Source organism: Pseudacidobacterium ailaaui (assembly GCF_000688455.1).
Lineage (GTDB): Bacteria > Acidobacteriota > Terriglobia > Terriglobales > Acidobacteriaceae > Pseudacidobacterium > Pseudacidobacterium ailaaui.
On sequence record NZ_JIAL01000001.1, the window covers coordinates 3,415,668 to 3,433,413 of the forward strand.

The 17,746-nt window shown below is 52.3% G+C and carries 11 protein-coding genes and 1 tRNA gene; 7 read left to right on the forward strand and 5 right to left on the reverse strand.

What is annotated here, in order from left to right; genetic code table 11:
* Window positions 1-24: 24 nt before the first annotated feature.
* The 3 genes from N655_RS0115290 to N655_RS0115300 all read right to left on the reverse strand — a co-directional run bounded on the left by N655_RS0115290 (window position 25) and on the right by N655_RS0115300 (window position 2,774).
* Window positions 25-495, reverse strand: a complete 471-nt coding sequence (locus N655_RS0115290) for a cupin domain-containing protein (RefSeq protein WP_049961476.1) — start codon at window positions 493-495, stop codon at window positions 25-27.
* Between the two features lie 83 nt (window positions 496-578).
* A complete protein-coding gene (locus N655_RS0115295) occupies window positions 579-1,241 on the reverse strand; it encodes an ABC transporter ATP-binding protein (protein ID WP_238324836.1) in 663 nt (220 codons plus the stop codon).
* 138 nt (window positions 1,242-1,379) lie between these two features.
* The gene (locus tag N655_RS0115300) at window positions 1,380-2,774 is read right to left on the reverse strand and encodes an efflux RND transporter periplasmic adaptor subunit (protein WP_349509499.1); all 1,395 of its coding nucleotides are present in this window, start codon (window positions 2,772-2,774) and stop codon (window positions 1,380-1,382) included.
* A 266-nt stretch (window positions 2,775-3,040) separates the two neighbouring features.
* On the opposite strand from N655_RS0115300, the gene N655_RS0115305 reads away from it, so the two are divergent.
* From N655_RS0115305 to N655_RS0115315, 3 genes are all read left to right on the forward strand, one after another.
* A complete protein-coding gene (locus N655_RS0115305; RefSeq protein ID WP_026443692.1) occupies window positions 3,041-4,810 on the forward strand; it encodes a GWxTD domain-containing protein in 1,770 nt (589 codons plus the stop codon).
* Between the two features lie 138 nt (window positions 4,811-4,948).
* Window positions 4,949-6,652 carry a carboxypeptidase-like regulatory domain-containing protein gene (locus tag N655_RS0115310; protein WP_026443693.1) on the forward strand — a complete coding sequence of 568 codons (1,704 nt, stop codon included), beginning with the start codon at window positions 4,949-4,951 and terminating at the stop codon, window positions 6,650-6,652.
* 118 nt (window positions 6,653-6,770) lie between these two features.
* Window positions 6,771-6,846, forward strand: a tRNA-Lys gene (locus N655_RS0115315).
* A gap of 223 nt (window positions 6,847-7,069) precedes the next feature.
* Here the strand turns inward: N655_RS0115315 and N655_RS19365 are convergent.
* Window positions 7,070-10,564 (reverse strand): TonB-dependent receptor, encoded by a 3,495-nt coding sequence (locus N655_RS19365; RefSeq protein WP_238324793.1) that lies wholly within the window; start codon window positions 10,562-10,564, stop codon window positions 7,070-7,072.
* 360 nt (window positions 10,565-10,924) lie between these two features.
* Here N655_RS19365 and N655_RS0115325 point away from each other — a divergent pair, with 360 nt between their 5' ends.
* The 3 genes from N655_RS0115325 to manD all read left to right on the forward strand — a co-directional run bounded on the left by N655_RS0115325 (window position 10,925) and on the right by manD (window position 14,144).
* Entirely contained in the window at window positions 10,925-11,701 is a 777-nt protein-coding gene (locus N655_RS0115325) for an SDR family NAD(P)-dependent oxidoreductase (protein WP_026443694.1), read from the forward strand.
* 74 nt (window positions 11,702-11,775) lie between these two features.
* Window positions 11,776-12,939 (forward strand): ROK family transcriptional regulator, encoded by a 1,164-nt coding sequence (locus N655_RS0115330; protein ID WP_044934855.1) that lies wholly within the window; start codon window positions 11,776-11,778, stop codon window positions 12,937-12,939.
* Window positions 12,936-14,144 (forward strand): D-mannonate dehydratase ManD, encoded by a 1,209-nt coding sequence (manD, locus tag N655_RS0115335; protein ID WP_026443696.1) that lies wholly within the window; start codon window positions 12,936-12,938, stop codon window positions 14,142-14,144. Before N655_RS0115330 ends, manD begins: the two co-directional genes overlap by 4 nt.
* 153 nt (window positions 14,145-14,297) lie before the next feature.
* Here manD and N655_RS0115340 read toward each other — a convergent pair whose 3' ends face one another.
* Window positions 14,298-16,784: an ABC transporter permease gene (locus N655_RS0115340; RefSeq protein ID WP_026443697.1), complete on the reverse strand. Its 2,487-nt coding sequence runs from the start codon at window positions 16,782-16,784 to the stop codon at window positions 14,298-14,300.
* A gap of 182 nt (window positions 16,785-16,966) precedes the next feature.
* Here N655_RS0115340 and rdgB point away from each other — a divergent pair, with 182 nt between their 5' ends.
* Entirely contained in the window at window positions 16,967-17,617 is a 651-nt protein-coding gene (gene rdgB, locus N655_RS19370) for an RdgB/HAM1 family non-canonical purine NTP pyrophosphatase (RefSeq protein WP_238324794.1), read from the forward strand.
* The last annotated feature ends 129 nt before the right edge of the window (window positions 17,618-17,746 follow it).

A 17,746-nucleotide genomic window follows, 5' to 3' on the forward strand; every position in this document is an offset into this window, starting at 1 on the left:
CAAGATTGGTCTTAACAACCTGGGTCACGGGTAAACTTCCATATGGTACTTCTCCGCCAATGCGAGAAGCCTCTGGAGTGTATCCGCGCTCTCTTCGCTGTCCGGGCATTCGCGGGTCCCGGCCTTTCCTGCCTCGGCAAGAATCTGCTCGAAGCCACCGGGTGAAAAAACCGCGAGCAGCTTTCCTGGAACCGCCCCAACGTTTTGATATGTATGCAGCGTTCCCTTGGGGATTCGGACAAAATCGCCATCAGCAATGTCCAGAACTCTGCTGCCTAAGATGATGGAAAAAGCGCCTTCAATCACGTACAGGCATTCATCTTCCTGGTGATGGATGTGTGGCGGAGGTCCATTCCCAGGAAAAGACTCGATTTCGACAATGGAGCAGGTCCCACCGGTCTGAGCGGGAGCGGATTTAATGGCATAAAAATCACCCATGAGCCAGAAACATTCACCCTGGCCTGCTTCCAGAAAAACATCAGAAAGATTGCTCATTGGATGGCAATACATCTTAGTGCGTTGACCGATTGTAGCTGGATTCTGTCCTGTTCTAACAACCAAAAACCAGAAAATCGCACTTATGCATTCGCCCGTTTGCGTCCAGAAGGCTGGTCAGAGAAGATTTTCCCATCACGGATGTGCACAACGCGATGCGCAAACTCTGCGATGTCCGGCTCATGCGTAACCAGTACAATTGTGTTTCCGTTAGCATGGAGTTCATCAAAGAGTGCCATAATCTCGTCGCCAGTCTTGGAATCGAGATTGCCGGTAGGCTCGTCGGCGAGAATAATCGAAGGCCGATTGATAAGCGCGCGTGCAATGGCAACACGTTGACGCTGACCTCCGGAAAGCTCATTCGGCTTATGGTTCATGCGCTCCCCCAGACCAACGGCCTTGAGTGCATCCTCCGCGCGTTGCATCCTCTCTGCGGCCGGTGTGCCGTTATAAATCAAAGGCAGCTCCACATTATGCAGTGCGGTAGCGCGGGCCAGCAGATTGAACGTTTGAAACACAAAACCGATTTCTTTATTGCGGATCCGTGCCAATTCATCATCGTTGAGGTCACTCACCAGATGACCATTCAGCCAATAGTCTCCTCGGGTTGGCGTATCCAGGCAGCCAATCAGGTTCATCAGGGTAGACTTCCCTGACCCGGAGGGTCCCATGATTGCGACATACTCATTCTGTTTAATGCGCAAAGAAACGCCCTGCAATGCATGGACCTGCTGTTCGGACCCCATGTCGTAGGTCTTCCATAAGTCACGCACCAGGATGACATCTCCCGGCTCAGGGCTGAAATCAGCAGCCTTCCCAGATGTCAATGTGGTCTGCGTGCCGGCTTCGCTGGTTGTCTGGACGATCATCCGCAATACTCCTGCCTATGTGGCCGAATCATTCGTATCTTTGCTGGTATTTACGGGCGTGGTATCACGTTTGACCAGGGCCCCATCTTTGAGTGCCCGCAGCGTCCGGAAGGTGCCAGTAACAATCTCATCGCCCTGCTTCAGGCCGCTTGTGACCTCGATGTCCGTGGCCCCCGTGATACCCGTTGTAACTGGTACAAAATGTGCCCGCAGTTTGCCATTCTTGTCTGGACGCACGACAAAAACACCTTGTACCTTCTGCGCATCCTGCGCGGGAGCATTCGAGCTAGCAGAGGTCTGTTGTACATGCGGCTTCTGGTCTTTTCCATCCTCGGGGCTTCTCATGGTGAGCGCCTGAATGGGAATCGAGAGCGCGTTTTCACGGCGGGCTGTAATGATCTTTGCCGTTGCCGAAAGACCGGGCTTTAAAAGATCTGAAGTCTGGTCCAGGGTGACCACAACCTTGAAGTCTTTTGCTTCCTCGGTTCCGGTGGTGGATTGACTCGTCGCCAGGCCGGTGGAACGCAGAAGAGCCTGATCACCCACCTCGGTCACATGACCTTTAAAGACCTTTCCGGGAAGTGCATCCACTGTGACATCTGCTTCCTGGCCTAGAGCGACATTCACGATGTCAGTCTCGTCCACCTTGACTTCGGCGGTGATTACGGACATGTCGGCCAAGGTCATCAAGGTCGACCCTTCGGCATTCTGAATACCAACAACTACCGTCTCTCCCTCCCGGACGGGGAGATTTGTCACTAAAGCATCAAACGGAGCAACACTCACTGTCTTGTTGAGTGCGTCTTCGTTGTATCGGAGAGTTGCCACCTGGTTCTGCAAATGGCCGCGTGCCGATGCGGTCTGCGCGCGGGCCTGGACTAGAGAAGCCTGGGACTGTTCCAGGGTGGCTACAGCCGTATCATAGGCGGCCTTTTTGGCGTCATAGTCAGCTTTGGAAACCAGCTTGTCTGCGTATAAAGCCTGATACCGGTCCCAGTCCAGGCGTTTTTGCTCAAGATCGGCCTTGGCGTGGTCCACGTTGGCCTGGGCAGTCTTCTCGGCAGCAAGATAGGAGGCGATATCCGTCTTTGCCGCCGCGATCGCGGCCTTTTGGGCCTCCACATTGGCCTCCGGCTGCACGCTTTCGACGGTGGCCAGGACCTGCCCCCTTTTTACGTGGTCGCCTTCCTTTACATAAAGATGCGTAATTCTTCCGAATGCTGTAGCCCCGATATTTACGTAGGTCTTCGGCTTGATCTGGCCGGTGCCATTCACGATGGCAACCAGATTGCCTCGGGTTACCTTGCCAGTAAGAACCTTTGTGTAACCGGACTGAGCACGGACCACGGTAAGCGTGATGATTAACACAACAGCGATAACGGCAGCAGTGATAAGAATAATTTTCTTCAAGCTGATTTCTTCCTGTGTCTTGCTGTTCCGTGTCAGATATACGAAAACAGGCACTCCCAAGTTCCTGAGAAAAACGAATTTCCGCAGGACAAAAAGTCTTTCGCTCAGGTGCCATTCATGATAACAGTCACGCCGTCCGGGCTGCTAACTGAAAATGGGCCTCGAGCGTCAAAAAGAGCATCGATAATCCCACCCTGGACCGCTTGTATTCTGCCTTTGCAAATCTTTAAAATTAAGGAGCGGTAGAGGGGTAACCAGGTATCAGTATGTTCAAGGGCCGTTTTCCTGTTTTTCTAGCAATTTTCTTCGGAGTGATCACAACGACGCTGGCTCAGCAGGCGCAGACCACCTCTCAGAACCAGAATGTTCCTGATGGCCAGCCGCAATTAAAACAGCGAAGCGATATTCCGGACAACACTGCCAATCCGACCGATTCCCAAGACCCACTGAAGCGCCAGCTCTCTGACAAAGAACGATTTAAGCAACAAAAAGAGTTAAAGCAGGAGTTAAAAGGCCCTTACAAAAAGTGGGTGGATGAGGACGTCCGCTGGATCATTACGGATCAGGAACTGAAGGCATTCAAGAGCCTGAGCAATGATGAAGAACGGGACGCCTTTATTGAACAGTTCTGGCAGCGTCGCAATCCAAATCCCGACTCCCCCGAGAACGAATACCGCGAAGAACATTATCGCCGCATCGAATATGCAAATGAGCACTTTGCCGCAGGAAAACCGGGTTGGAAGACAGACCGCGGCATGATCTACATCAAGTACGGCAAGCCGGATTCCATCGATTCGCACCCGAGCGGTGGAACCTATGACCGCCCAATGGAAGAAGGCGGCGGAACTACGGCGACCTTCCCTTTCGAGGTATGGCATTACCGATACATTGAAGGTATTGGCGAAAACATTGACATCGAGTTCGTAGACACCTGCATGTGCGGCGATTACCACATGACCATCGACCGCTCGGAAAAGGACGCTCTGCTGCATGTTCCAGGAGCGGGCCTGACCCTCTACGAACAGATGGGTATGGCCAAACAGGCTGACCGATTCAAGGGCGGACTTGAATCACTGGGTAATGGCCCCATGTCCAGCATGCAGCAGAGCAAGCAATTTGACCGCCTTGAGCAATATGCCAAGCTTCAGGCGCCTCCCGTCATCAAGTTCAAGGACCTCCAGCTTGAATCCTTCATGTCAAACCACAAGCTGATGACAGGTCCCTACTTCCCCTTTGATGTAAGGACGGATTTCGTAAAGGTCACCGATGATACGGTGCTGGTGCCAATTACGCTCCAGATCAAAAACCGCGATATCACCTTTAATACCAAGGATGGCGTGGCTACCGGCGAAGTCCATATTATTGGCCGTGTTTCCACCATTACAGACCGTATCGTGCAGAGTTTTGAGGACACTGTAGAGGTGCAGGAACCAGCCGAGCTGCTTTCCAAGGCCCTCGATTACAAACGACTTTACTGGAAAGCGCTTCCTCTGCGCCCGGGACGCTATCGTCTGGATATCGGAATCAAAGACGTGAACAATCCGGACCATCTCGGGGTTTTTGCCCAGGCCATCAATGTTCCGCGCTATGACGATGACAAACTGGCGGCCTCATCCTTGATCCTGGCCAACCGCATGGAGTTGGTTCCTTCAAAGGAGATCGGCGCAGGCAACTTTGTGATTGGCAATACAAAGCTCTTGCCAGCAGTGACAGCGAATCCTACAATTCCTGTGACTTTCCAGCGCTCGCAAAAGCTGAATTTCTGGATGCAGGTCTACAATTTGGGAATTGATGAAAAAAGCAAGCAAAACAATGCGACTGTTCAGTACCAAATCATCGACCTTGCGTCTAATAAGGCAATTCTGGACATGCAGGAGGACTCGAAGAAACTGGGCGCCAATTCGGATCAGTTGACTCTGGAGCACACTGTTCCCCTGTCTAACCTGCAGCCCGGAAAGTACGAACTGAAGATTAAGGTCAACGACAGCATCTCCAACCAAGAGATTGCCCAGTCGGCCAGCTTTACAGTGGAATAAGACCGAGACAATCAGCCACAAGAGCTGATGTCCTAAAAAAAACACGATTTTGGGGCACGGCCAGGGAGTGTAAAGGGCTGTGTGACGGATCCGCAAGGTCGCCGTCAAAGCAGCCCGACAACGACAAAATCGGTGAAGATGACAGTTCCCAATCTGCAAATAAAAATCGGTGCAGTGCTCGCGCTGTTTGCGGCCATGCTGGCATTGCCCGTACACGCGGAAAATCCTGCGACTGTTTCCGGGGTGGTCCGCGATGCAAAGGGGACCCCGCAAATAGGAGCACTGGTCGAATTACTCGGCCCAAACCTTTCCGTACTGGCGCAGACCTTCACGGACAATAAAGGTCGATATTCTCTGGCCGGCATTCAACCAGGCACCTACAACATTAAGGCGACTGGATCGCTCTTCCTGCCGACGCTCCGCGAAAATCTTCGCGTTCTCGCCAATTCCAGAGTTGTTGTCAATCTCACACTCAACACCCTGTATGAGGCCTTTCGTTGGCTACCGGCACAGCCCCGCCAGGTCAACGAACCGCAGGACGACTGGACATGGACGCTTAGACTTTCGGCCAACCGTCCCTTGCTGAGACTTCTTGAGGATGGCCCTCTCGTTGTAGTTTCCGATGGGGATGGCTCAGCTCCGGCCCTGAAGGCCCGCGTCGTAGTTCGCGGCGGCTCCAACCAATTCGGCGATGGTGGTGTTCATAACGACTTTGAAATTGAGCATTCTAACGGTGATGGGCAAGCTGTGCTTTTGCGCGCGGACCTGAGCCAACCGGAAAGCGCTGCCGCACTTACTGCAGTTCATGCCTCTCTGGGATATGCTCGGGACCTTGGCATGGGACGGACCTTCCGCTCCGTGGTGGCCTACCAGGACCAGCCTGGGATCGAAAGCGGGATCCAAGGGCAGGGTATGCAGGCGGTCATACTCCGCACAGCGGAGACCATGGAGCTCATGGACGGCCTCTCTGCCGAATTTGGAAATGATCTTCAAGCCGTTCATCTGGGACAAAGTCAATTCGCCAGCCACCCCTTCGGCGGGCTCACTCTGCATACAGAGAGCAATCAGATTTCCTATCATGTAGCCACCTCTCCCGGCGCCCAGCACGCAAGTGAGCTTGACCGTGAAAATACCCTCATCCCAGCATTGACGGAAAAGAATGGCAAGCTGTTGCTGGAAAGTGGCCTGCACCAGGAACTTTCCGTTGCACATCATGCAGGAAATACCAGCATGCGTGTGACATTTTTCCGTGACGACATTTCCCATCCTGCGATTAATGGAGGTGGCACTCTCTCTTTGGCGGACTGGAACAGTGGGAACCTGCTTTATGACCCCAATACAGATCTGATGAAGGTCGCAGGGCAGAGCTATTCCGGAAATGGTGTGCTGGCAGAGATGAACAGTGAAGTGAACGACGATCTCTGGATCAACTTTGCATTTGCTTGGGGCAATACTCTGGCCATGGACCATCTTTCCGGACCTGTGACCTTACAGGACGGGATTTCCGACCTGTATCAGCACAGTGCAGAGATGCTTTCAGCAAGCATGACGGGGAAGATGAAGCATACCGGCACGCAATGGCGTGCATCGTATCGCTGGCAGCCTCAAGATACTGTCACTGTGGTCGCCCCCTTTGACTCTTCCCTGCCCTCTCCATATCTCAGTCTTTACTTTCGCCAGCCCATACACTGCCACATGCTTCCTTATCGCATGGAAGCCTTGATTGACGTGCGCAATCTTCTGGCCCAAGGATACCGACCCTTCGTGACGCGGGACGGTAGCACCCTGTACTTTGCCCAGGCCGAACGAAGCATACAAGGCGGACTGGCATTTACCTTCTGAAGTGATTGTTTTTCCTACACAAGCTATAAAATTTTCTATGCTATATTTGTAGAAGGTGATCATTCACATGATCCCCTTCTCACACCAGACTTCTGCTAAACCTTCTCATAGGGATTGTGGACGCGTAGCTCAACTGGCAGAGCATTCGACTCTTAATCGACAGGTTGTAGGTTCGATTCCTACCGCGTCCACCAAGATTTCAGATTGATCCGTTCACGGCACCTCATGGATCAGTCTGGCCGTTCTCTCTCTCTTGTGATTGTTACTTTGCCTGCACTGCTTCAGATCTAGACCGCACACGACCCTCGACCGGTGCAATCAGTTCAATTCGTTTTGGTCTTGAAAGATAAAAAAACGGGAGGCCCTCATGTTTGAAAGGCCTCCCACACGGAAGCAAAGCAAATTTTCGCGTCCGGGCTAAAACATGACACGAGCTCCAAGCCACATGGTCCGATTTCCAGCATCGGGTCCAAAAAATCCACCTGGTTGTGCGGTGCCCGTGATGACGCCGAAATTGTTGTTGGTCCCTGTATTACAGAGCTGTCCTGGTAATGTTGCATTGGCCGGACATGAAACATTCGGATTCGCAAAATGAGGTGTGTTTGTAAGGCCAAAAGCGTCAGCGCGAACCTGCAAAGTGGCCCACTCTTTTATTTTGAAGTCCCGTACAACACTTAGGTTCATGTTGAAGAATCCAGGACCGCGAAACTCATTGCGATTCGTGTTTCCATAGTGTGGAGGCGAAATTCCTGCCGGGCATGAGCTCGGATTAGGATTCGTGCAGATCCACGGCGCCGCAAATGACCGGGGATCAAAATATTCACAACTCGTATCTCCCAGGGCGCAAGTCACGCCTGTTCGAGGCGGTTTTCCATGCGTCAGGCGGAACGGCTTCACCAGGTCTGCTGTTTGGCTTGAGCCATTTGCATTCAGGTTACCTCCAGCGCTCACGGTAAAAGGACTGCCGCTCATGATGCTTAAAATTGGATTGATGAGCCAGCCTCCCAGTATTGCGCTGCCAACACCACTTTTTGCCCAAAGACCTTCCTTTCCGAAAGGCAACGCGATTACGCCGGCAAATTCAAAATTGTTAGTTCGGTCGAAACCCGCTGGTGCGTAGTTTTTTTCCCAATAATCAGGATAGGGAAAAGACAGAAAGCCTAAGTCTTCATTGTCCGCATAATCCATTGCCTTCGACCAAGTATAGGCTGCCCGAATATTTGATCCGCCGGCAAACCGATAGGTCAAACTGCTTTGCAATGAATCGTACCGGCTATGTTTAAAAGGATTCAGCTTGTTAATTGTTCCCGTGTAGTTGGCACCATAAGCCTGACTCAGAAGACCTCCCGCACTTCCGGCGCCCGGAGCGGAAGCATTTGCGTTCATATTGACAACAGGTCGGACGGCGTATGTGCCTACATAGCCAATGTTGAAAGTGAAGTTATTTTGTATCTGCTGTTCGACTGTAAAGTTATAGGAATGAATGTATCCTCGATGAAACGGGTTGGGCACAGTGGTTGTGCTGATATTTTGGGGTAGAGAGATCATTCCGCTACTTAGGTCGGGCAAAGGCGCCAAGACGATTCCGGTTGGAACAGAATAGCTACCGCTTCCAAGCCCGGTTCCGTTTGCGCCTGTCAGACTAGCTGCAGGAATAAAGTCCGCGGTATTCGCAGGGGTATTCGTATCCAACAGTACCGACGGATAAGCATTGCGTAAGACATGCCATGTGTAGGGGTCTGCACTCATTCCATATCCTGCGCGTATCACAGTGTCAGGAGTAGCGCGATAGGCAAGCCCCAAACGGGGTAGGAACTGACCTGATCCTACGTCCATGCCATCATCCCGAGGAACATTCCCGTATCCGCCAAGCAGCACCTTGCCAGTGGTGAGATCCAGAACGCGGAGACCTTTTCCATTATCGCTATAGCCAAATGGATAAAACTCCCAGCGCACACCATAAGTCAAAGTAAGCCTCGCGGTGACCTGATAGCGGTCCTGCAAATACCATGCCCACTGTGTCCATCGCAGCGCCGTAGGATTGAAAAGCGCTCTTGCTTTTCCTGTCGTGCTTGGCAGTCCCAGCAAAAAGTCGGCCCAGGAGTTGAACCAAGTCGGGGTAGATCCCTGCAGTGCTGTTACATTGCCGTTAAACTGGAATGCACCGCGAGGCTGTTGAAATGTTCCCCCCTGAGGCTGGAAATGATTGATTTGAGAATGGTTCCATTCGATACCACCCCGGAATCCATGCTTCCCTTTATTCCAGCTCAGATTGGCGCCCGTTACAAACTGCTGATCACGAAAGAGGAATGGATTTGCGGGCTGTGCATTTCCCAGGCTTGCTCCTCCTGTAGGAAAGGTAAAACCGGGCCAGCCATAGTAGAGGGAAGGATCTCCAGTAGCTCCGGCATTGTTGGTTCCTGGAATATGGAGTTCATCCAGACCTCTGGCAGAGGTCAGATCGAAGGTGGATCCCAAGCGCTGGCGGGTAAAACCAAAATTCCAGTCCACTAAAAGGGCGGGAGTGAAGGCGTGGGTTGCTCCAAGTCCCACACTCTGTACAAGCCCGGGGGCATTCCCGAGCTGTCCACCGTTTGTGGCATCTCCGATGGCAGCGCCTAAAAGGGGCGGATCGTAAACCAGAGTTTTTGAAAAGCTATAGCGCCCGAAAAGTGTTGAGTTCTGATTTGGTACGTAAGTAACCTTGAAATCTGCATTATCGCGGTTAAAGAGGGCTGTTCCACTTCCTGTCCAGTTATTCAGCCCATTGCTGGTCTGAAACTCCTGCGAAATGAGCGGCTGTAACAGCTTGATCATGGTCTGGGCAGCGGGGTCAATTCGATTGGGACAAATGACATTCAACACGCCATTGCAGGAAACCTGTTGCTTATTTGCGCCGTGCGCATCGCCAGTGGCGGGGTCGTAAATGATTGGGTTGCCGGGCAAATTGCGAAAATCGCCCTGGATCATCGCAGATGTAGGAAGAGTCCGTGTATCCGGACCAGCCAGTTGTCTTTGGGTCGTGCGTTCATAATCTGCGAAGAAGAACAACTTATCCTTTATGATTGGGCCGCCAAACGCACCTCCGAACTGGTTCTGATTATTTCGATTCTTTTTCGGAAAGAGCTTCGGGTCGGTCTGGAAGTAATTTCTCGCCGCAAAATTTTGGTCAGTATGATATTCGTGCGCGCTGCCGTGAAATCGATTTGTGCCCGATTTGATCTGCACATTAATGGCGGCCCCACCTGCCATTCCCTGCTCTGCATCAAACGAATTGGTAACAACGTTCACAGATTCTATGGCATCTGCCGGAGGAACATAAGCCACATTTGCCGGCAGCCACGGATATGCATCCTGTGCTCCATCAATCCGTGTATTATTTCCCTGGTTCGAGAGCCCATTCATATTCGTATTGATGGCTCTCTGCGGATTTCCGGCGAGGGAGTTTGTTTCCGCAGTCAGTCCAGCTCCCGGGATGGTACGAAGCAAGGACTGAAAATTTGCCCCCTGAGATCCCATAATGGGCAGATTCTCTATTTCCCGCGATGTCAGGTCTGTATGTACATCTGCTTTGTCTGTCTGAAGAATGGGAGGGGCCGTTGTTACAGTAATGCTCTGCGTAGCCGAGGCCACTTTCAGTTGAGCGTCCAGCCTGGTGACTTCATTGGCACGTACAGCGACATTCGTCGTTTCCTGTGTAGCAAACCCTGAAGAAACCACAGTAATTTTGTAACTTCCTGGCAATAAAGTTGAAAACCGGTAGATCCCATTAGAATCCGTAGTCGTAGTCTGACTCGTTCCCGTATGTACATCTAAAGCTGTAACTTGTACTGCATTGATCGCCGCGCCGCTGCTGTCTGTAACGGTACCGGTCAGCGATCCATACAAGACCTGCGCAGATGACCGCTGCACGAAGCTGCAATTCCACAGCAACAAGCAGAGCAACATGCTGCATTTCAAAAACCAATTGTGTTTTCTGCGAACCCTCTTCATTACCGCCTCCAAGCCATATCCTGCTATGTGCGCACCGGGCCTCGTGGGGCCTAAAATTAAATCAATTTAGTACGCGATGCGAACTATATTGATTCCTCCGAAGGATTGTCAACTGGATTTTTTTTGATCCCAGGCAGTCAGAACTGAAGCCTTGTCCAAAGAAAAATCCTGTTTATTTAAGATCCGAAGCAGTTTCTTCTTTTCAGCAATCGCATTACACTGGATTTTCGCTTTATTGCAAACTTTATTGAGTCTAATCAAACCTTTGTCTGGAGCTGCATGAACCCGTGCATTTTTGATTTGAAAGGAAGAACGGCCGTTGTGATCGGGGGCACGTCGGGCATAGGCCGCTCGATTGCGCTGGGACTGGCCAAGGCCGGGGCCGACGTTGTCGCTTCTTCTCGACACTTAGAGGATGTTGAAAAGACATCCGCAGAAATCCAGGCACAAGGCAGAAATAGTCTGGCAGTTACGGTCGATGTACGGGACCGTACTTCATTACAGGCCCTTCACGATAAGGTGTTGGAAAGATTCGGCAGAGTAGACATTCTGGTGAATTCTGCCGGGACCACGACTCGCATCTCTACCCTTGACTGCTCAGAGGACGATTGGAACCTGGTTCTGGAAACAAACCTGACTGGGACATTTCGTTCCTGCCAGATATTTGGGCGCACCATGCAGGCACAGCGGTATGGAAGGATCATCAATATTGCTTCTCTGGCTACCTTCGTTGCTTTTCACGAAGTGGCTGCGTACGGGGCAAGCAAGGCTGCTGTTGCTTCCCTTACCCGCTCGCTGGCGATTGAGCTGGCCCGCGACGGCGTTTGTGTGAATGCTATTGCTCCTGGAATTTTTCCAACATCCTTGAATGCTGACCTTCTTGACAGCACTCCTCGCGGGCATGAGATGCACATGCGAATCCCGATGCAACGCTTCGGGCATACGGACGAATTGATCGGCGCGGCGATTTTTCTTGCTTCCGATGCCGCTTCGTACGTAAACGGACAGGTCATCGTGGTCGACGGAGGATATCTTGCCAGCGGAGTGAATCAGTAATCCAGAGTCATTCCGGTGTACATTGGACAAAAGACGGGAAAGACTTGGGACGCATAGGACAAACAGGAAAAGGAATGCGGCATGTGGACCTGACCTCGGCCGAACTGGCATCGAGTGAAACGGCCCGCCACATTAACCGAGACATTATTCTGCAACTGATCCGGACACGCCAGCCCATCTCTCGGGCCGACTTGGCACGCATCTCAGGGCTTCAGCGCAGCACTGTTTCACAGATCATTGAGCAATTGCTAGAGGAGCGTTGGGTGCGCGAAGGCGCGCTGGCACATCTGCCCCGTGGGCGGCGACCCACTCTTGTTCACCTGAATGACGATTTAGTTGTCCTCGCAGCCGATATTCATCCACGGCAGGCAACAGTAGCGCTCGTAGATCTGAATGGACGCCTGCTGTCCCGGTCTACACTGCCTATCGGTACAAATCCGGCGAAGGCCCTTCACGCCATCACGGAGTGCATGAAACGTATTTGTGATGCGCATCCTAAAAAGTCGATTGAGGGCATAGGCGTCAGTCTTCCGGGACGTGTGGATCCGAAGACGCAGCGTCTGGTTTTTGCACCGAACCTGCATTGGCCAGACTTCGACATTAAAGGCACGATCGAACGTGAGATGCATCTCCATACTGAGATGGAAAATGCCGCCACGGCCTGTCTACTCTCTGAGCTCTGGTTTGGCAGAATGGACGGCATTCGTGATGCGGTGTTGATTACGGTCTCAGAAGGCATCGGCTCTGGTGTAATGACCAATGGACAGATCGTCTCCGGCAGAAATGGGATGGCCGGAGAATTTGGTCATGTTCCGCTCGATCCCTCCGGACCGCGCTGCGCCTGTAATGCGAATGGGTGCTGGGAAATGTTTGCCTCCTGTAATGCAGCCCTGCGCTACTATAGCGAGCTTGATCCAAGGGGAAAACGCATCACATTCCACGAGCTCCTGAGCCTTGCGGAAGAGGGCAATACACGCGCTATCGACGCTCTGAGTAAACAAGCACGGTATCTCGGCAAGGGACTACGCACAGTGATTGCTGGCCTTTCACCGGAAGTCATTCTGGTTGCTGGCGATGTGACCTCAGCCTGGGCACGTTTTGCTCCGCTGGTGGAAGCGGAAATCAAATATGCTGTTCTGGCCGGACATCCACCCCAGCTTCTTCCAACTCATGAGGGCGATGTGGCCCGTCTTCGCGGCGCTGCCGCATTACTTTTGCAAAGGCATTCTGTTTCATGAAGATTACTCGCGCTTGGGTCAATATCTGCTCTCCGGGACGTAATTTCGTTACCCTCAAAGTAGAAACCGACGAAGGCTTTTACGGACTGGGCGATGCGACGCTTAATGGCCGGGAGATGGCGGTCGCCAGTTATCTTACCGAGCATGTGGTCCCCTGCATCATCGGGCGCGACCCTTTCCAGACTGAGGACATCTGGCAATATCTCTATCGTGGAGCATATTGGCGGCGTGGACCAGTCACCATGGCAGCCATCGCTGCCGTGGATGTCGCACTATGGGACATCAAGGGTAAAGCACTCCAAACTCCTGTTTATAACCTGCTGGGCGGCAAGAGTCGGGAAGGCGTGCTTGTGTATGCGCATGCGCATGGCAATTCTACTGAAGAAGTAATCGCTGATGTTCAAAAACATATGGAAATGGGTTACCTCGCCGTGCGCGCGCAGAGCGCCATTCCTGGACTTGATTCTACCTATGGTGTTCCGAAAAAAGCACAACCCTATGAGCCTGCCGAGCGCGGTCTGCCTTCTGAAAGCCGATGGTCGTCGGAGCTGTATCTGCGGCACACTCCGAGGCTGTTTGAGAAATTGCGTGCGGCAATCGGGGAAGATGTGCATCTGCTGCACGATGTTCATCACCGCCTGACACCAATCGAGGCAGCCCGACTGGGCAAAGAGCTTGAGCCGTTTCACCTCTTCTGGATGGAAGATCCTGTCCCGGCTGAGCTGCAAGAGGGCTTCAAAATCATCCGTGAGCACACCACTACTCCGGTTGCTACGGGCGAGGTCTTCCACAGCATCTGGGACGCCCATGATTTAATTCGCAACCAGTGGATCGACTACATCCGCATGTCTGTCGTCCATTCCGGTGGGCTGACGCATTTAAAAAAGGTCGCTGACTTTGCCTCTCTTTATCATGTCCGAACCGGATGCCACGGAGCTACAGACCTTTCGCCTGTAACGATGGCCGCTGCCTTGCACTTTGGCATCGCTGTGCATAACTTTGGGATTCAGGAACACATGCCACATTCAGCAGAAACAAATGCTGTCTTTCCTCACGCATATTCCTTCAAAGCTGGATATATGTATCCCGGCGATGCTCCAGGACTAGGCGTAGACCTGGATGAAAGCCTCGCAAAAAAGTATCCATACCAGCGGGCCTACCTGCCCATCAACCGGAGACTGGATGGAACGCTTACAGACTGGTAACTGGCCATATCTCGCTGTTGAAGATACGAAGATAGGGCCTGACTCCACGAAAGCGCAAAAGGTAAAGCCATCTTACAATAACCCGGACCATATACCAGAGATGGAACTATCAAGCAAACTCAAGCGAGACTATGCTCGGTGCATTCTTAGCTTTTATTCCATACGCAGCACAGCTATCGGGTCCACAGCGGCCGCCTTCCGGGCGGGAAGATAGCTCGCCACAAGTCCGCACACGGATAGGACCAGGACAACAGCCAACAGAGTAAAAACATCATAGCCGTGGAAACCATATATAAAAGAGCGCATGACTCCGCTGATGGCAAAAGCCATGGCAGTCCCTGCAGCAACGCCGATGCCGAGGAGAAACAGAGCATGACGCAAGACCAACCAGACTACGGCTTCGCGAGGTGCTCCTAAGATGAGGCGCACACCGAATTCCCGCGTCCGCTGACTCACGGAATAAGAGAACAATCCATAGATTCCCGCTATGGCGATTCCAAGCGCCGCAAGGCCAAAGATAGCAAGCAGGCGGGCTGCAAGGGTTTGGTCTCCTAAGGAATCGGTCACGATCTGGTCCATCGGACTCAATCCATCAATGGCAATCTCTGGTTGTAATTGATGAACAGCAGTCCGTATTGCGCGTTCCGTGGTATTTGCAGGAAGAGACCCGCGTACGGAAATATTCATGATGAATGAAGCAAGGATAGGATAGAGATCGTCACTGGGTTTTAGCTGCATCAGATCAAGATCAAATTCCGGCTGGGATTCGTCGCCGGCGGAAAGCTGGCGCACGTTGTCTGAGATCCCAACGATGGTAGCCCAATTCCGTGGGCTGTCTGTTTCGTTTACCTTCATCTGCTTTCCGATCGGGTCTTCTCCGGGAAATACCCTATGGACGAAAGCCTGGTTCACAACCGCTACAAGAGGAGAATCTGGTGTGTCCTTCTCATCGAAGAAGCGGCCGCGAAGCAGCTGGATGCGGAAGGTCTGAAAATAGCCGGGATTTACGGTGCGTAGAATTGCATGTTGCTCACTTGCTGCATCGGGCTTCGGGCGGCCTCTTATCCACACTGAACCGCTAAAGGACCAGTTTGGCTGCATCGGTCTTACCGTTTCCAGCCCGACAGCGGTTATACCAGGAGTATGCTCCAGCTTTTCTTCAAGAGGGCGATAGAAGGTCTGAATCAGATCGGATGCATCCGGATTATATTGCAGTCCAAAGGCCCCAGTACCGTGTGTCGGCAGGTAAATTTCTCCCGTCACTACTTTTTCCGGCACAAAACCAAGTTTCGCGTGCTGCAGAACCAACAAGGTCCGAATCATCAATCCGGCCGCAATGAGCAATGTTAGGGTCAGCGTAATCTCCGTTACCACAACAGCATCACGCAAGATGGACTGGCGCCTGCTGGTTCCGGCAGCGATACTGTTCTCGCGTAACCCTTCCTGAGCAGAGGCGTTGGCTGCAATCCAGGCCGGGACCAGTCCGAACATCAAGGCTGAAACGATTGAGGCTACAAGAAGAAATACAGTCACAGAAATGCTGATGTGAATGTTTTCTCCATAAAGCAGCTTTGCTGAAAGATAATGTTTCAACATGCGCAGAATGGCAGCGGCAACACCCAGTCCTGCAATACCTCCGCTAAGCGCAAGCAACATGCATTCGGTGAGGTAGCGTTGCATGATCCTTGCGCGCATGGCACCCAGTGCGGAGCAGATCGCGATTTCGCGGCGTCGCCCGTTGATGCGCGTAAGCATCAGTCCGGCCACATTGGCACAGGCAATAAGCCATACGGCGACTACGGCAAAACTAAGCGCCAGAAGCGCAGGACGCACATTACGGGTGAGTGAATTGCGATAACTTACTACCCGAATGAGTTCTTTGGACTCGTCTTTGGGAAATTCTTTGCGAAGTTGCTGCCGGATCTCATTCAGTTCAATCTGCGTCTGAGGCACGTGGACTCCCGGACGCATCAGACCAATGAGACTTAAACTGGAATTGGAACGATCGTGCATCGATCCGATTTCAGTTTCCAGAGGGGCATATACGAAATCCCCAGTTCTGGGATCAGGAAACCCAATCCCTGCCGGTAATATCCCTATGACCGTGTAGGGATCGCCATTCAGCTTGACGGTGCTGCCGATTGCATCCCGCGCGCCATGCAACTGTTCCTTCCAGACGCTGTAACCAAGAATCACCACATGATTTCTGCCCGGTGTGCCATCATCATGGGCAAAGCTGCGTCCCAACATGGGCCGTATACCAAGCAGGTCAAAGAGATTGGTGCTGCTGATGACCTGCGGCGTCATTCGAGGTTCCTCTGCGCCGCCTAGCGTGACGAATTTATAGGAGTACCAGGCAACTCCCTGGAGAGAACGGCTGCGGGCAGCGAAATCCTGAGCGTCCGGCAACGACATGACTGAAAGATCCTGACCTGAACTGCTCTGCCCTCCGAAGCGAACGATGCGGTCGGCATTTTTGTATGGCAAGGGACGAAGGAACACCTGGTCAATGACCGAAAACATGGCCGCGTTTACGCCAATACCCAGCGCCAGCGTCAGGATGGCGGTGAGGGTGAAACCGGGCGTCCTGCCCAACTGGCGCAGAGCGTACTTTACGTCACTCCAGAGAATGTCCTTCATTCATACCTCGTAGGAATTTCAACACGATACCACATGCCGACCGAGGTTTTCGGCCAAACATAGATCAAGAGTCTTTGAAACTATGCGGGACTGCTTTCGGTCTTTGCTTTTCATCTGGAGGCAGGTAGCAGGAACCAGAAACTCGCTCAATCCTCTTTTCTGACTTTCTTATGGAATACTCTATGCTTACTTTTATGTCCCAGAATTTTTATATAGCCACCAGCAACCCGGGAAAGCTGCGCGATTTTGCTGTTGCGGCTGAGGTTTTTGGGGTTGCCATTGTTCCCTTACCGCGGCTGAAGAACATTCCTGCCCCAGAAGAACATGGAACGACGTTTGCTGAGAATGCCTGCCTCAAGGCCATTTACTATAGCCGTTCGTTCTGGAATCACCTGGTCATTGCTGACGACTCGGGTCTGGAAGTGGATGCACTGGGTGGGCTGCCGGGCGTCCGCTCGGCACGATATGCGGATGATGCAGGGTTTGGTGCTCCGGGGAGTACGGATGAACGCAACAATCTTTATCTGGTGAAACAGCTTGCTGCTTGTGCCGGTGAGAAATTGAGCGCACGTTACCGCTGCGTGATTGCTCTTGCACGCAATGGCGACGTTTTGCTGACAGCAGAAGGGACCGTGGAGGGAGAAATTCTACTATCTCCGCGGGGCACCGGAGGCTTTGGCTACGACCCGCTCTTTTATCTGCCCGGCCTGGGCAAAACCATGGCAGAAATCGACCTGGCACAAAAGCAAAAGCTGAGCCATCGGGGAAATGCCCTTCGTTCCCTGCTTGAGCGGTATGCCGGTCCCGCCCGCGAGAAGGCTCAAAGACCTTAGACTTGTATTTCCTGGAAATCCTTTGACTCTTTCTTGACGATGGTTCTTACCAGCACCAATAATAAATAGTGACTTCTCTGAAAGATTCACCGGTACACAAACATCTCTACCTCAACTCCTGCTTTCTGG

Excerpts from the sequence above, each read along its gene's own strand:
- N655_RS0115305 (WP_026443692.1), top strand. The coding sequence starts at position 3,041 with ATGTTCAAGGGCCGTTTTCCTGTTTTTCTAGCAATTTTCTTCGGAGTG.
- N655_RS0115325 (WP_026443694.1), top strand. The coding sequence starts at position 10,925 with ATGAACCCGTGCATTTTTGATTTGAAAGGAAGAACGGCCGTTGTGATC.
- manD (WP_026443696.1), top strand. The coding sequence starts at position 12,936 with ATGAAGATTACTCGCGCTTGGGTCAATATCTGCTCTCCGGGACGTAAT.
- N655_RS0115330 (WP_044934855.1), top strand. The coding sequence starts at position 11,776 with ATGCGGCATGTGGACCTGACCTCGGCCGAACTGGCATCGAGTGAAACG.
- N655_RS0115340 (WP_026443697.1), bottom strand. The coding sequence starts at position 16,784 with ATGAAGGACATTCTCTGGAGTGACGTAAAGTACGCTCTGCGCCAGTTG.
- N655_RS0115290 (WP_049961476.1), bottom strand. The coding sequence starts at position 495 with ATGAGCAATCTTTCTGATGTTTTTCTGGAAGCAGGCCAGGGTGAATGT.
- N655_RS0115310 (WP_026443693.1), top strand. The coding sequence starts at position 4,949 with ATGACAGTTCCCAATCTGCAAATAAAAATCGGTGCAGTGCTCGCGCTG.
- rdgB (WP_238324794.1), top strand. The coding sequence starts at position 16,967 with ATGCTTACTTTTATGTCCCAGAATTTTTATATAGCCACCAGCAACCCG.
- N655_RS0115295 (WP_238324836.1), bottom strand. The coding sequence starts at position 1,241 with ATGGGGTCCGAACAGCAGGTCCATGCATTGCAGGGCGTTTCTTTGCGC.